Consider the following 15,088-nt stretch of genomic DNA (forward strand, 5'->3'; position numbering starts at 1 on the left):
CCCCGCGCCCCGGAGCGGACTCCAGAGGGCACGGGGCCTCGACGGCGGCGTCGGCGTCAGGCGATCGCCGGCGGGTACAGCGAGGACGGCAGCTGCGAGGCCGCCGCCGCGTCGAGCAGCCACAGCGTGCGCGAGCGGCCGTACGCGCCGGCCGCCGGCGCCTGGACCTCACCCGCGCCCGACAGGGCGATCGCGGCCGCGTTCGCCTTGTCCTCACCGGCCGCCAGCAGCCACACCTCGCGCGCGGACCGGATCGCCGACAGCGTGAGCGTGATGCGGGTCGGCGGCGGCTTGGGCGCGCCGTGCACACCGACGACCATGCGCTCGGTCTCGCGGACCGCGGGCAGCTCGGGGAAGAGCGAGGCCACATGGGTGTCCGGGCCGACACCGAGCATCAGCACGTCGAAGGTCGGCACCTCCCCGTGGTCCTCGGGACCGGCCGCGTTGGCCAGCTCGGCCGCGTAGGCCTCGGCCGCCGCGTCCGCCTCGAACGGGCCGTCCGACGCCGGCATGGGGTGCACGCGGCGCGGGTCGAGCGGCACGCTGTCCAGGAGCGCCTCGCGCGCCTGCGTGTAGTTGCGCTCGGGGTCGCCGTCCGGCAGGAAGCGCTCGTCGCCCCACCACAGGTCGAGCCGGCCCCAGTCGATCGCGTCCCGCGCGGGCGCGGCGGCCAGCGCGGCCAGCAGCCCGTTGCCGTTGCGGCCGCCGGTCAGGACGACGGAGGCCGAACCGCGGGCGCTCTGGGCGTCGACGATCTTGGTGATCAGCCGGGCCGCGGCCGCCTGCGCCATCAGCTCCTTGTCGCGGTGGACGACGAGTTGGGGTGCCGCGCTCACTTCGCCACCGCCTTCTTGGCCGGAGCCTTCTTCGCGGCCGCCTTGCCCGCGGGCGCGGCCTTCTTGCGTACGGGTTCCCCGCCGGCCGGAGCCTGCTCTGCCACGGACTCGTCAGCGGGCTCCTCCGCCGGATCCGCGAGCCGGTCGACGCCGTAGCGCAGCGCGGCCGCGTACGTGTCGTCCGGGTCGAGGCGGCGCAGCTCCTCGGCGATCAGCTCGGACGTCTCGCGGCGCTTGAGTGCGACCGCGCGGTCCGGCTGCCCCTGTATGGAGAGCGTGGCGAGGGTGCCGTCGGCCCGGTCGAGCACGATCGGGCCGCAGGTCGACTCCATGCGCACCGAGGTGAGCCCGGGGCCCGAGGACTGCGAGCGGCGCACCGGCACGTCGAGCCGGTCCGCGAGCCACATCGCGAGCAGCTCGCAGCTCGGATTGAACTCCTCGCCCTCGACCTCGACCGAGGTGACCTTGCAACTGACCTGGTCGAGCGCGGCCGCGAGCATGGAGCGCCACGGCGTGATCCGGGTCCAGGACAGGTCCGTGTCGCCGGGGGAGTAGGCGGCCGCGCGGGCCTCCAGCTCCCGCACCGGCTGCTCGGTCGCGTACGTGTCCGTGACGCGGCGCTGGGCGAGCGCGCCCAGCGGGTCCTTCGCGGGGTCCAGCGGGGCGTCCACCGGCCACCAGACGACCGTGGGGGCGTCCGGCAGCAGCAGCGGCAGGACCACCGACTGCGCGTGGTGGACGACCTCGCCGTACAGGCGCAGGACGACGGTCTCGCCGGTGCCCGCGTCGGCACCGACGCGCACCTCGGCGTCGAGCCGCGACGTCGTGCGGTCGCGCGGGGTGCGCGAGACGCGCTTGATGACGACCAGGGTGCGCGAGGGGTGCTCGCGCGACGCCTCGTTGGCCGCCCGCAGCGCGTCGTAGGCGTTCTCCTCGTCGGTGACGATGACGAGGGTCAGGACCATGCCGACGGCGGGGGTGCCGATGGCGCGGCGGCCCTGCACGAGCGCCTTGTTGATCTTGCTGGAGGTGGTGTCCGTGAGGTCGATCTTCATGGCCGGCGCCAGCTCCGTCCGTCTCGTGCGAGCATCTCGTCCGCCTCGGCGGGCCCCCACGTGCCGGCCGGGTACTGGGCGGGCCTGCCGTGCGTGTCCCAGTACTGCTCGATCGGGTCGAGGATGTTCCAGGACAGCTCGACCTCCTCCGTGCGCGGGAAGAGGTTGGAGTCGCCGAGCAGGACGTCCAGGATCAGCCGCTCGTACGCCTCCGGGCTCGACTCCGTGAAGGACTCGCCGTAGGCGAAGTCCATCGACACGTCCCGGATCTCCATCGACGTGCCCGGCACCTTCGAGCCGAAGCGCACCGTGATGCCCTCGTCCGGCTGGACGCGGATCACGATCGCGTTCTGCCCGAGCTCCTCCGTCGCCGTGTGGTCGAAGGGAGAGTGCGGGGCGCGCTGGAAGACGACCGCGATCTCGGTGACGCGGCGGCCGAGCCGCTTACCGGTGCGCAGATAGAAGGGGACGCCCGCCCAGCGGCGGTTGTCCACCTCCAGCTTGATGGCCGCGTAGGTGTCGGTCTTCGACTTGGGGTCGATGCCGTCTTCCTGGAGGTAGCCGACGGCCTTCTCGCCGCCCTGCCACCCGGCCGCGTACTGGCCGCGCACCGTGTCCCGGCCCAGGTCCTTCGGCAGCCGGACCGCGCCGAGCACCTTGGCCTTCTCGGCGACGAGCGCGTCCGCGTCGAAGGAGGCGGGCTCCTCCATCGCGGTCAGCGCCATCAGCTGGAGCAGGTGGTTCTGGATGACGTCACGGGCGGCGCCGATGCCGTCGTAGTAGCCCGCGCGGCCGCCGATGCCGATGTCCTCGGCCATCGTGATCTGCACGTGGTCCACATAGCTGCGGTTCCAGATCGGCTCGAACATCTGGTTGGCGAAGCGCAGCGCCAGAATGTTCTGGACCGTCTCCTTGCCCAGGTAGTGGTCGATCCGGAACACCTGGTCCGGGTCGAACACCTCGTGCACGATCGCGTTCAGCTCCTTGGCCGACGCGAGGTCGTGGCCGAAGGGCTTCTCGATGACCGCGCGGCGCCAGGAACCCTCCGGCGCGTCCGCCAGGCCGTGCTTCTTCAGCTGCTGCACGACCTGCGGGAAGAACTTGGGGGGTACGGAGAGGTAGAACGCGAAGTTCCCGCCCGTGCCCTGCGACTTGTCGAGGTCGTTGATCGTCGCCTTGAGCTGCTCGAACGCCTCGTCGTCGTCGAAGTTGCCCTGGACGAACCGCATGCCCTGGATGAGCTGCTGCCAGACCTCCTCGCGGAACGGCGTACGCGCGTGCTGCTTGACCGCGTCGTGCACCTCCTGCGCGAAGTCCTCGTCCTGCCACTCACGGCGGGCGAACCCGATCAGCGAGAAGCCCGGCGGCAGCAGACCACGGTTCGCGAGGTCGTAAACGGCGGGCATCAGCTTTTTACGTGACAAATCGCCCGTGACACCGAAGATCACCAGACCCGACGGCCCCGCGATGCGCGGGAGCCGTCGGTCTGCGGCGTCACGGAGCGGATTGGCTCCGTGTGCGGTCAAGGGATCAGCCCTCCGAAGGGGCGAGGCGCTTCAGCTCCGCCTCGGTAGAAGCGAGCAGATCGTTCCAGGCCGACTCGAACTTCTCGACGCCCTCGTCCTCGAGGAGCTGCACGACCTCGTCGTACGAGATCCCCAGCTTCTCGACGGCCGCCAGCTCCGCGCGGGACTGGTCGTACGTGCCCGCGATCGTGTTGCCGGTGATCCGGCCGTGGTCGGCCGTCGCGTCCAGCGTGGCCTCCGGCATCGTGTTCACCGTGCCCGGGGCGACCAGGTCGTCGACGTACAGGGTGTCCTTGTACGCCTTGTCCTTCACGCCGGTCGAGGCCCACAGCGGACGCTGCTTGTTGGCCTGCGCCTTGTCGAGCGCGGCCCAGCGGTCGCCCGAGAACACCTCTTCGTAGGCCTCGTAGGCGAGGCGCGCGTTGGCCAGACCGGCCTTGCCGCGCGCGGCCTTGGCCTCGTCGGTGCCGATCGCGTCGATCCGCTTGTCGATCTCGGTGTCCACACGGGACACGAAGAAGGACGCCACGGAGTGGATCTTCGACAGGTCCAGGCCGGCCGCCTTGGCCTTCTCCAGACCGGAGAGGTAGGCGTCCATCACCTCGCGGTAGCGCTCGAGCGAGAAGATCAGCGTGACGTTGACGCTGATGCCCTTGCCGATCGTCTCGGTGATCGCGGGCAGGCCCGCCTTGGTCGCCGGGATCTTGATCAGCGTGTTCGGCCGGTCCACCAGCCAGGCGAGCTGCTTGGCCTCGGCGACCGTCGCCTTCGTGTTGTGCGCGAGCCGCGGGTCGACCTCGATCGACACCCGGCCGTCCTGGCCGCCCGTCGCGTCGAAGACCGGGCGCAGGATGTCGGCGGCGTCACGGACGTCCGCCGTCGTGATCATGCGGATGGCCTCTTCGACGGTGACCTTGCGGGCCGCGAGGTCGGCGAGCTGCTGCTCGTAACCGTCACCGCTCGAGATCGCCTTCTGGAAGATCGACGGATTGGTGGTGACGCCCACGACGTGCTGCTGGTCGATCAGCTCGGCCAGATTGCCGGACGTGATCCGCTTGCGCGACAGGTCGTCCAGCCAGATCGCGACGCCCTCCTCGGAGAGGCGCTTGAGTGCGTCTGTCATGGAAATTCCATCTCCTACAGGTCGTGTACGAGCGTCAGCGCTGGGCCGCGTCGAGGGATTCCCGGGCCACGGCCACCACGTTCTCCGCAGTGAAACCGAACTCGCGGAAGAGGACCTTGCCGTCCGCCGAAGCACCGAAGTGCTCCAGGGAAACGATGCGGCCCGCGTCCCCGACGTACTTGTGCCAGGTCAGGCCGACACCCGCCTCGACCGCGACACGCGCCTTCACCGACGGCGGCAGGACGCTGTCCCGGTACCCCTGGTCCTGCTCCTCGAACCACTCCACGGACGGCATCGACACCACGCGCGTGGCGACACCCTCCGCCTCCAGGGTCTCGCGCGCCTCGACGGCGAGGTGCACCTCGGAACCGGTGGCGATCAGGATCAGGTCCGGCGTCTCCTTGGACGCCTCGACGAGCACGTAGCCACCCTTGACGGTGTCCTCGTTCGGCTCGTACGTCGGCACGCCCTGACGGGTCAGCACCAGACCGTGCGGCTTGGAGACGCCGTACTCCTTCTTGCCGCGGCGCAGGATCTCGCGCCAGGCGATGGCCGTCTCGTTGGCGTCGGCCGGCCGCACCACGTTCAGACCCGGGATGGCGCGCAGCGCGGCGAGGTGCTCGACCGGCTGGTGCGTCGGGCCGTCCTCGCCGAGGCCGATCGAGTCGTGCGTCCACACGTAGGTGACGGGCAGCGACATGAGGGCCGACAGGCGGACCGCGTTGCGCATGTAGTCGGAGAACACCAGGAAGGTGCCGCCGTAGATGCGCGTGTGGCCGTGCAGAGCGATGCCGTTCATCTCCGCGGCCATGGCGTGCTCGCGGATGCCGAAGTGGATCGTGCGGCCGTACGGGTCGGCCTCCGGCAGCGGGTTGTCCGCGGGGAGGAAGGACGACGTCTTGTCGATCGTCGTGTTGTTCGAGCCCGCGAGGTCGGCGGAGCCGCCCCACAGCTCGGGGATCACCGGGCCGAGCGCCTGGAGGACCTTGCCGGACGCGGCACGCGTCGCGACACCCTGGCCCGCCTCGAAGACCGGGAGCTTCTCCTCCCAGCCGGCCGGCAGCTCGCCCGCCTGGATGCGGTCGAACTCGGCGGCGCGCTGCGGGTTGCCCGTGCGCCACTCCTGGAACGACTTCTCCCACTCGGCCTTGGCCTGGGCGCCGCGGTCCACCGCCTTGCGGGTGTGCTCGATGACCTCGTCCGCGACCTCGAAGCTCTGCTCCGGGTCGAAGCCCAGGACGCGCTTGGTGGCGGCGACCTCGTCGGCGCCGAGCGCCGAGCCGTGCGCGGCCTCGGTGTTCTGCGCGTTCGGGGCGGGCCAGGCGATGATCGAGCGCATCGCGATGAACGACGGCCGGTCGGTGACCTTCTTGGCCTCCTGGATCGCCGCGAAGATCGCCGCGTGGTCCAGGTCGCCGTCCGCCTTCGGCTCGACGCGCTGGACGTGCCAGCCGTAGGCCTCGTAACGCTTGACGGTGTCCTCGGAGACCGCCGTCTCGGTGTCGCCCTCGATCGAGATGTGGTTGTCGTCCCACAGCAGGATCAGGTTGCCCAGGCGCTGGTGGCCCGCGAGCGAGGACGCCTCGGCGGAGATGCCCTCCTGGAGGCAGCCGTCACCGGCGATCGCGTAGATGTAGTGGTCGAACGGAGAGGTGCCCTGCGGCGCCTCCGGGTCGAACAGACCGCGCTCGTAGCGGGCGGCCATCGCCATGCCCACGGCGTTGGCGACACCCTGGCCGAGCGGGCCGGTCGTGGTCTCGACACCGGTCGTGTGGCCGTACTCCGGGTGGCCCGGGGTCTTGGAGCCCCAGGTGCGGAAGGCCTTGAGGTCGTCCAGCTCCAGGCCGAAACCGGCCAGGTACAGCTGGATGTAGAGGGTCAGGGACGAGTGGCCCGCGGACAGCACGAAGCGGTCGCGGCCCACCCAGTCGGCGTCCGCCGGGTCGTGCCGCATCACCTTCTGGAAGAGGGTGTACGCGGCCGGTGCCAGGCTCATCGCCGTACCGGGATGGCCGTTGCCGACCTTCTGTACGGCGTCGGCGGCCAGGACGCGAGCGGTGTCAACGGCCCGCTGGTCCACATCGGTCCACTCGAGGTCAGTGGTGGTCGGCTTGGTGCTCACCCTGAGTCAGGGCTCCTCTCCACGGGTCAATGCCGGTGATGTCGGTCTCACCGGGCGTTGTCGAGCCTACCCTTGCTGGAACACGCATTTTTTCGAGTCATTACAGACTGCCGGGACTCCGTCGGGTCCGCCTCCTGACAGGGATCCACGGGGATTCTCAGGTGACATGGGGGCCGCTCGAACGAGGGCTCGGCCAACTCCCCTTCTCTCCGTGCCGACACGCTCGCTCTACGGCATGCGGCCCAACACGACCCGACCCCCGCGAAGGGCTGGGTATAGGCAACGTCTACAGTGGCGTGGTACGCGCGAGCCATTACCGGGACTTCACTTCAAGGGGTCCGCAACGGGGGTTCGCTGGAGTCTCTGTCAGGGGTGTGCGTGACGGCCGTCGAATCCCGTCCAGCGGGAGCGCTCGGGACGAGCAGCAGCCAAGGCCGACGGCCGATCGGGGCCCGTGTCAAGGCGTTCGTGGCGCTGACCAAGCCGCGGATCATCGAGCTTCTGCTCATCACCACCGTTCCGGTGATGTTCCTCGCCGAGCAGGGTGTGCCGGACCTGAAGCTGGTGCTCGTCACCTGCCTCGGCGGCTACCTCTCCGCGGGCGGCGCCAACGCGCTCAACATGTGGTACGACCGCGACATCGACGCCCTCATGGAGCGCACGTCGCAGCGTCCTCTGGTCACGGGCATGGTGAGCCCGAAGGAGTGCCTGGTCTTCGGCATCTCCCTCGCGGTGATCTCCACGCTCCTGTTCGGCTTCGCGGTCAACTGGCTGTCCGCGTGGCTCTCCCTGGGCGCGCTCCTCTTCTATGTGGTCGTCTACACGATGATCCTGAAGCGCCGCACGTCGCAGAACATCGTGTGGGGCGGCATCGCCGGCTGTCTTCCGGTCCTCATCGGCTGGTCGTCGGTCACGAACTCGATGTCCTGGGCGCCGGTCATCCTCTTCCTCGTCATGTTCTTCTGGACGCCGCCGCACTACTGGCCGCTCTCCATGAAGGTGAAGGACGACTACGCGCGCGTGGGCGTGCCGATGCTCCCCGTCATCGCCTCCAACAAGGTGGTGGCCAAGCAGATCGTCATCTACAGCTGGGTGATGTTCGCGGTGTCGCTGCTGCTGACGCCGCTCGGCTACACGGGCTGGTTCTACACGGTGGTCGCGCTCCTCGCGGGCGGCTTCTGGCTCTGGGAGGCGCACGGCCTGCAGAACCGCGCCAAGGCCGAGGTCACCGGGACGAAGCTCAAGGAGATGCGCCTCTTCCACTGGTCCATCACCTACGTGTCGCTGCTCTTCGTGGCCGTGGCCGTGGACCCGTTCCTGCGCTGACCCGCCTTCCTGTGCTCCGATGGGTGGGGCGCGTGGCCTAAGCCACGCGCCCCACCCATCGCTTGTTCGGCTACTCGTCGGTAGCATCCTGCTCATGGCAGAGACTCAAGCGGTTGAGGCGCCCGGTCGGGCGGCGAAGGACGAGCGCCGGGCGGCCAAGCTGGCCAAGCAGATCGGCGCGTTCGCCAAGGCGCACGGCGGCGCCGAGGGACAGCTCGCGTACATCGGCGAGCACGGCACGCGCATCGCGCTGGTCGGCGGCGACGGCGGCTGGGGCAACCTGGTGGCCGACACCTACGAGGTCGCGCAGAAGGCCGTCGAGAAGGCCGGGATCACCCTCCACGAGGACTTCGACGGCGACTTCGCCGCTAAGGTCGAGACCGGCCCGTACGAGTGGAAGCGGATGGCCGGCATGCAGATCGGCTGATCCCCGTCCGGTGGTCATGGGCGCAGGTGTGCGACCGGTGGTCGAGCAACACCAGGCGCCCGTTCACCCGTTAGGACTGTAGAAGCGCGGTGAGAAGCGCGGTCCACATACGGGGAGCCCCGGATGATCGAAACGCCGACCCTGGTGGATCAGTACTGTCACGGAGTGCTCCGTACGGAACTGGGCCTCGGCACGTTCGAGGCCCACCTCGCCCGGGGCGAGGGACCGCCCGCCCCCGGCACCACCTTCTTCGACACCCAGACCGGGTTCGCGGTGCGCCGCTGGTGCCCGCCGCTGCTCGGCCTCGAACCCCACTGCGCGCCCGCCCGCTATCTGGCCAGACGGCGCGAGCTCGGTGTCCTGGAAGCGGGCCGCAGACTGCTGCGCGGCAGCGGCATCACCACCTATCTCGTCGACACCGGCCTGCCCGACGACCTCACCGGACCCGCCGAGATGGCCTCCACCGGCGCCGCCGAGGCCCACGAGATCGTCCGCCTCGAACTGCTGGCCGAGCAGGTCGCGGACACCTCCGGATCCGTCGAGTCCTTCCTCGCGAACCTGGCCGAGTCGGTGCACGGCGCCGCCGCCGAAGCGGTCGCTTTCACCTCCGTCGCGGGCGTACGCCACGGACTGGCGCTGGCTCCCCAGCCGCCCGGGCCCGGCGAGGTGCGGGGCGCCGTGGGGCGCTGGCTCACCGCCCGCACGGTCGGCGGCCCCCTCACCGATCCGGTACTGCTGCGCCATCTGCTGTGGATCGCCGTGGCGACGGGCCGGCCGCTTCAACTGCACGCGGGGCTCGGCGACGCGGGCCTGCGCATCGACCGCACCGACCCGGTGCTCCTGGCCGACTTCGCACGGGCCACGGCCGGGCTCGGCACCGACCTCGTCCTGTTGCACGGCTACCCGTACCACCGGCACGCGGCGCATCTGGCCGGGGTCTTCCCGCACGTCTACGCGGACCTCGGGCCGGCGCTCGCCCGGACGGGGGCGCGGGCCGCCGGTGTACTCGCGGAGATCCTCGAACTGGCGCCGTTCGGCAAGCTGCTCTTCTCCAGCGGGGCCCGGGGCATCCCGGAGCTGCACGTCGTGGGCGCCCGCTCGTTCCGCGAGGCACTGGGCCGGGTGCTCGGGGGCTGGGTGGCCGACGGGGCGTGGTCGGCGACCGACGCCCATCGTGTCGCGGGGATGATCTCCGCGGGCACGGCCCGGCGGGTGTACGGGCTCGGCGCTACGGACGCAGCCGGCTGACCGACTCCGGGGTGAGGTGCCGGGCCAGCACGGCGAGCGCCTCGGTCACCTCGCGCAAGCGGTCGTCGGCGTCCGCGTCACCCCCGTCTTCCGCACTGTTCGCGCTTCGCGTGCCGCTCGCGCCGAGCGCCGTGGCCAGCGCTTCCTCGATCCCGGCGCCGCGGACCTCCTCGACGCGCTCGGAGACGGCCGCGGCCTGCCGGATCAGCTGCCGCCTGCCGTCCGCCGGATCGGGCGCGGTCTCGATCGAACCGCTCTCCTTCAGCCGGGCCACCGCTCCGGACACCTGGCTCTGCGGCAGGCCCGTGCGCGAGGCGATCGCGCCGACCGTCGTGTCGGCGTGCGCGTAGACGTCACTGAGGACGACGAGGACGGCGCGGGTGCCGCCGCGGAAGGTGCCCCCGCCGGTCCGGCTCCCGGTGCCTGTGCCGGTGCCGAGGGCGGGCTCGGGCAGCGCTTCCTCGCCGATCTTCATCAGCGTGCGGCCGAGCAGGAACAGCTCGACGGGCGTGAGGGGCTGGGACGGCTGACTCATGCCGGGATATTACATCGAGAGAGATGAATCGATCTCAATGCATCTGGTTCGATCAATCTAGCTCGATGGATCTGTCTTGATGTATCGAAATAGATGGAGTACGGTGAAGGTGTCGAGGGGAGCCGTGACCGGGTGCGGCTGCCCGATGTGCTGGGAGCCAGGGGGATGCGATGTTTCTGACCGTCGACGGAGCCAAGCTGTACTACGAGGTCCGGGGCAGGGGCCCGGTCCTGCTGATCGCCCAGAGCGGGGAAGGGGACGCCGGCCGCAGCGCCGACCTGGTCGACCGACTCGTCGACCGGTACACGGTGGTGACCTACGACCGCCGGGGCCTGTCCCGCAGCGAGATCGCCGACCCGGGGCGTGGCGTGCGGATGGGGCAGCACGCCGACGACGCCCACCGGCTGCTGGCCGAGCTCACGGACCGGCCGGCGCTGATGCTGGGCTGCAGCATGGGCGCGTCCATCGGCCTGCACCTCGCGGTGCGGCACCCCGAGCAGCTGGCGACGCTCGTCGCCCACGAGCCGGTGTCACCCGCCCTGCTCCCGGCCGGCCGCAGGCCCCACCACGTGCGCGAACTGCGTGCGCTGCAGCAGGTGTACCGCGGCGGGGGACTGAAGGCGGCCCTCCCGGAGATGGCCCGCGTCCTGGGGATAGACCCCGTCCATCAGGAGACGGAGCCGGACATCACGCCGATGCCCCTCACTCCGCAACGCGCGACGAACTTCGCCTTCTTCATCGAGCAGGACTTCACCGCGGTCGTCCAGGCCGAGCTGGACGTGGAGGCCGTCGCCCGCTCGACGGTACGGATCGTGCCGGCGGTCGGCCGGGGCACGGCACCGGAGGTCTTCGACCGGCACTGCGCACTGGAGCTGGCGCGGCTGCGCGGGACGCCGGCACGCGAGTTCCCGGGCGGGCACAACGGGAACACGACGCATCCGCGGGCCTACGCGGCCCGCCTCATGGAGGTCCTGGAGGGCGGGCCGGAGGGCGGGCCGGATGGCGACGACGGTTGAGGGGCGCCGCCGGGCGCCGGGATCAGTGGCGCCGGGGTCAGACGGAGGACAGCTCGGGGTCGGCCTGGGCCGGCAGGTCCACCGCCGCGGCGGGGCGCTCGCGCAGGGAGAGGACGACGCGCAGGACGCCGATCCACACCAGGGCCGAGCCCAGCATGTGCAGGCCGACGAGGATCTCGGGCAGGTCCGTGAAGTACTGGACGTAGCCGATGACACCCTGGGCCAGCAGGATCAGGAACAGGTCGCGGGTGCGGTGCAGAGGCCCGCGCGGGGCGTCGACGGCCTTGAGGACGAACCACAGGGCGAAGGTCAGCGTCACCACGATCCAGGCCAGCACGGCGTGCGCCTTGGTGACCGTCTCCCAGTCCAGCGGCATGCGCTTGACGTCGCTGGAGTCGCCGGCGTGCGGGCCCGCGCCGGTGACGACGGTGCCGACGGCGATGAGCGCGCCGGACGCCGCGATCATGAACCAGACCAGCTGCTTGACCGACTTGCCGACCAGCGGACGCGGCTCGGAGTCGCCCTCACGGCTGCGCTGCCACATCAGCACGGCGACCGTGAGGAGGGCGGTGGTGAGGATGAAGTGGGCCGCGACCGTGTACGGGTTGAGGCCGACCAGGACGACGATGCCGCCCAGCACGGCGTTGCCCATGACGATCCAGAACTGGGTCCAGCCCAGACGGGTCAGCGAGCGGCGCCACGGCTTCTGCGAGCGGGCCGCGATGATGGCCCAGCCGACCGCGGCGCACAGCACATAGGTGAGCATGCGGTTGCCGAACTCGATGGCTCCGTGGAAGCCCATCTCGCTCGTGGCGGTCAGCGACTGGTCGGTGCACTTGGGCCAGGTCGGGCAGCCGAGTCCCGAGCCGGTCAGGCGCACGGCCCCGCCGGTCACGACGATGACGACGGTCATGACGACGGCGGACATGGTCGCGCGCTGCACGGTCCGCTGGGTCGGAGTCCAGCGGGCGGCGATGAAGGCGAGCGGGTTGCGCACCGCCTGCGCGGCGTCGGCGCGAGTCAGCTTTGGCACGGGCCCATCGTAGGCGCCGCCCTTGTGCATCTGTTCACGAGGGGGTGCGAACCGGACGTGAGGTGTCTCTCGGTTCTCCCGGCCGGCGGCCCGACCCGGGGGTGCAGGCCGGCCGGTCGGCTCACTCCCAGCGGAAGAAGCGGCCTGCCGCCCCGAGCCCGACGACGGCCCAGACGGCGAGGATCCCCAGGTCGGCCCAGGGCATGCCCGCCCCGTGCTGGAGGACGTCCCGCAGGCCGTCGGACAGCGCCGAGATCGGCAGCAGGCCGAGCACCGACTGGGCGGCGTCCGGGAACTTGTCGAGCGGCACGATGACACCGCCGCCGACGAGCAGCAGCAGGAAGACCAGGTTGGCCGCGGCGAGCGTGGCCTCCGCCTTGAGGGTGCCGGCCATCAGCAGACCGAGGCCCGAGAAGGCGGCGGTACCGAGCACGAGGAGGAGCAGCACGGCGAAGGGGTTGCCGTGCGGTGACCAGCCGAGCCCGAAGGCGATGGCGACGAGCAGGACGACCTGGAGCACCTCGGTGACCAGGACCGAGAGCGTCTTGGCCGTCATCAGGGCCCAGCGCGGCAGCGGCGAGGCGCCGAGCCGCTTGAGCACGCCGTAGCGGCGCTCGAAGCCCGTCGCGATGGCCTGCCCGGTGAAGGCCGTCGACATGACGGCGAGCGCCAGGATGCCGGGAGTCAGGAAGTCCACGGCCTTCCCGGACCCGGTGTCGACGATGTCGACGGACGAGAACAGAACGAGCAGGAGGGTGGGGATGACGACCGTGAGCAGCAGCTGTTCGCCGTTGCGCAGCAGCATCTTGGTCTCGAGCGCGGCCTGCGCGGCGATCATGCGGGGGAGCGGGGCGGCTCCCGGGGCGGGCGTGTACGTACCGGCGCTCATCCGCGCAGCTCCTTGCCGGTCGGTTCGAGGCTGTGTCTCCCGGGGGCGCCCCCCGGACCCCCGGCCGGTGAGGTCGGATCGGTCGTGCTCATCCGCGTAGCTCCTTGCCGGTCAGTTCGAGAAAGACGTCTTCGAGGGTGTGCCGCTCGACGGAGATCTTGTCGGGCATCACGCCGTGCTGGGCGCACCAGGAGGTGACCGTCGCCAGGAGCTGGGGGTCGACCTTGCCGGAGACGCGGTAGGAGCCCGGGGTGAGTTCGGCGGCCGTGGAGTCGGCGGGCAGGGCCTTGAGGAGGGAGGCCACGTCGAGGCCGGGGCGACCGGAGAAGCGCAGGGTGTTCTCGGCGCCGCCGCGGCACAGCTGCTCCGGGGAGCCCTGGGCGATGACGCGGCCGGCGTCGACGATCGCGACGTCGTCGGCGAGCTGCTCGGCCTCGTCCATGTAGTGCGTGGTGAGGACGACCGAGGCGCCGTCGGTCCGCAGGTCGCGGACCAGGTCCCAGGTCGCGCGGCGGGCCTGGGGGTCGAGGCCGGCGGTGGGTTCGTCGAGGAAGACCAGTTCGGGTCGGCCGACGACGGCCATCGCGAGGGCGAGGCGCTGCTGCTGTCCGCCGGACAGGCGCCGGTAGGTGGTGCGGCCGCAGCTGCCGAGGCCGAGACGCTCGATCAGGGCGTCCACGTCGAGCGGGTGGGCGTGCAGCTTGGCCACGTGGCGGAGCATCTCGTCGGCGCGGGCACCGGAGTAGACGCCGCCGGACTGCAGCATCACGCCGATGCGGGGACGCAGCTGGGAGGCCTGCTTCACGGGGTCGAGGCCGAGCACCCGGGCGGTGCCGCCGTCGGGCCTGCGGTAGCCCTCGCAGATCTCGACGGTGGTCGTCTTGCCGGCGCCGTTGGGGCCGAGGACGGCCGTGATGCCGGGGGCCGTCGTGAGGTCGAGGCCGTCGACCGCGGTTTTGCTTCCGTACCGCTTCACCAGTCCGGTGAGGTGGACGACAGGCTCGCTTCGCATGGTGGCCAAGTCTAAGGACGGTGCTGACGGCCCCCGCCGCTGGGGCGCTCGGAGGGGGACCGGTCGGGACTGGGTGGGACTGGGTGGGACCGGACGGGATCGGAGGGGGATCGGGGAGAGAGGGGTGCGACGGACAGGGGCGTCAGGGGGTGGCCGGGCGGTTCTGGGCGAGCCACTTCGTCGCGTAGGCGACGGCGTCGTCGACGGGGAACAGCCGGGCGTCGGCGGCGCCGACGCGGCCGCGGGTGACCAGGGGCGAGTCCTGCTCGAAGGCGGCGCCGAGTTCGTCGAAGCGCTCGCTGGAGATGGTCACCTCGGTGACGTGCTCCCAGCCGGCCGGGCCGGGGCGCCCAGCGTCCTCGGTCGCGGGCGAGGGGAGGCGGTACTCGGCCAGGTGGAAGCTGGTGCACGCGTCATAGCCGGCGCCGAGCAGCAGGACCCGGGCGCCGCGTTCCTCGAGCCGGGCGAGGGGGCTGCGGTCGCCGAGCCGGCAGTCGGGGGCGTGCCCCTCGACGATCTCGGCGGCGCGGGCGCCGAGCGCGGCGAAGGAGGTCTGCGGGTGGGCGCTGCGCAGGGCGCCCGGCCAGGTCCGCACGGTCTCGGGGACGACGCCGACGCCGAGGGTGGGCGTGGTCAGGGGGTCGTAGGCGGGCATGGTCGCGCGGATGGTGGGCCACCAGTTCGCGGGGACGGCCGGATTGCTCCAGATCGACGGATCGGTGAGGTCGCCGGACTGGGTGGGCACGGCAAGCGTGCCTGCGGGGCCGAGGGCGTCGAGCAGGGCGCGTACGACGGTCACGGCGCCGCCGTTGACCCAGCCGAGACGGGAGAGGGACGTATGGACGAGGAGGATCTCGCCGGGTTCGACGCCGAGGGCGCGGAGGTCGGCGGCGAGGGAGCCGCGGGTGACGAGAGGGCCGGTCGGCAGGGGCGTGGGCAT

At 71.3% G+C, this 15,088-nt stretch carries 14 protein-coding genes; 4 read left to right on the forward strand and 10 right to left on the reverse strand.

Annotation, left to right across the window (positions count from 1 at the left end):
- Window positions 1-56: 56 nt before the first annotated feature.
- From pgl to tkt, 5 genes are read right to left on the reverse strand one after another with little or no spacing between them, the layout of a single operon-like run.
- On the reverse strand, window positions 57-836 hold the full coding sequence (pgl, locus tag IAG42_RS27240) for a 6-phosphogluconolactonase (protein ID WP_188339592.1): 780 nt from the start codon (window positions 834-836) through the stop codon (window positions 57-59).
- Complete coding sequence (gene opcA / locus IAG42_RS27245) at window positions 833-1,891, reverse strand: glucose-6-phosphate dehydrogenase assembly protein OpcA (protein ID WP_188339593.1); 1,059 nt, start codon at window positions 1,889-1,891, stop codon at window positions 833-835. Before opcA ends, pgl begins: the two co-directional genes overlap by 4 nt.
- The gene (gene zwf, locus IAG42_RS27250; RefSeq protein WP_188339594.1) at window positions 1,888-3,417 is read right to left on the reverse strand and encodes a glucose-6-phosphate dehydrogenase; all 1,530 of its coding nucleotides are present in this window, start codon (window positions 3,415-3,417) and stop codon (window positions 1,888-1,890) included. The genes opcA and zwf overlap by 4 nt, the downstream gene beginning before the upstream one ends.
- A 4-nt stretch (window positions 3,418-3,421) precedes the next feature.
- Window positions 3,422-4,540, reverse strand: coding sequence for a transaldolase (gene tal, locus IAG42_RS27255; protein ID WP_188339595.1), 1,119 nt, complete (start codon window positions 4,538-4,540; stop codon window positions 3,422-3,424).
- Between the two features lie 34 nt (window positions 4,541-4,574).
- Window positions 4,575-6,662, reverse strand: coding sequence for a transketolase (gene tkt, locus IAG42_RS27260; RefSeq protein ID WP_188339596.1), 2,088 nt, complete (start codon window positions 6,660-6,662; stop codon window positions 4,575-4,577).
- A gap of 372 nt (window positions 6,663-7,034) precedes the next feature.
- Here tkt and IAG42_RS27265 point away from each other — a divergent pair, with 372 nt between their 5' ends.
- From IAG42_RS27265 to IAG42_RS27275, 3 genes are all read left to right on the forward strand, one after another.
- Entirely contained in the window at window positions 7,035-7,988 is a 954-nt protein-coding gene (locus IAG42_RS27265) for a heme o synthase (RefSeq protein ID WP_188339597.1), read from the forward strand.
- A 94-nt stretch (window positions 7,989-8,082) separates the two neighbouring features.
- Entirely contained in the window at window positions 8,083-8,415 is a 333-nt protein-coding gene (locus IAG42_RS27270) for a hypothetical protein (RefSeq protein WP_188339598.1), read from the forward strand.
- 123 nt (window positions 8,416-8,538) lie between these two features.
- The gene (locus IAG42_RS27275) at window positions 8,539-9,663 is read left to right on the forward strand and encodes an amidohydrolase family protein (protein ID WP_188339599.1); all 1,125 of its coding nucleotides are present in this window, start codon (window positions 8,539-8,541) and stop codon (window positions 9,661-9,663) included.
- Here IAG42_RS27275 and IAG42_RS27280 read toward each other — a convergent pair.
- On the reverse strand, window positions 9,644-10,198 hold the full coding sequence (locus IAG42_RS27280; protein WP_188339600.1) for a MarR family transcriptional regulator: 555 nt from the start codon (window positions 10,196-10,198) through the stop codon (window positions 9,644-9,646). The two genes, IAG42_RS27275 and IAG42_RS27280, sit on opposite strands and share 20 nt — an antisense overlap.
- Before the next feature lie 170 nt (window positions 10,199-10,368).
- Between IAG42_RS27280 and IAG42_RS27285 the strand changes: the two genes are divergently transcribed.
- Window positions 10,369-11,214, forward strand: a complete 846-nt coding sequence (locus tag IAG42_RS27285; RefSeq protein ID WP_188339601.1) for an alpha/beta fold hydrolase — start codon at window positions 10,369-10,371, stop codon at window positions 11,212-11,214.
- Between the two features lie 37 nt (window positions 11,215-11,251).
- Here IAG42_RS27285 and IAG42_RS27290 read toward each other — a convergent pair whose 3' ends face one another.
- The 4 genes from IAG42_RS27290 to IAG42_RS27305 form a co-directional block, all read right to left on the reverse strand.
- Complete coding sequence (locus IAG42_RS27290) at window positions 11,252-12,277, reverse strand: COX15/CtaA family protein (protein WP_188339602.1); 1,026 nt, start codon at window positions 12,275-12,277, stop codon at window positions 11,252-11,254.
- Window positions 12,278-12,368: 91 nt separating this feature from the next.
- Entirely contained in the window at window positions 12,369-13,136 is a 768-nt protein-coding gene (locus tag IAG42_RS27295; RefSeq protein WP_188339603.1) for an ABC transporter permease, read from the reverse strand.
- 88 nt (window positions 13,137-13,224) lie between these two features.
- On the reverse strand, window positions 13,225-14,148 hold the full coding sequence (locus IAG42_RS27300; protein WP_188339604.1) for an ABC transporter ATP-binding protein: 924 nt from the start codon (window positions 14,146-14,148) through the stop codon (window positions 13,225-13,227).
- A gap of 142 nt (window positions 14,149-14,290) precedes the next feature.
- The gene (locus IAG42_RS27305) at window positions 14,291-15,088 is read right to left on the reverse strand and encodes an aminoglycoside N(3)-acetyltransferase (RefSeq protein ID WP_188339605.1); all 798 of its coding nucleotides are present in this window, start codon (window positions 15,086-15,088) and stop codon (window positions 14,291-14,293) included.

It is taken from the genome of Streptomyces xanthii (genome assembly GCF_014621695.1).
Taxonomy (GTDB): Bacteria; Actinomycetota; Actinomycetes; order Streptomycetales; family Streptomycetaceae; genus Streptomyces; species Streptomyces xanthii.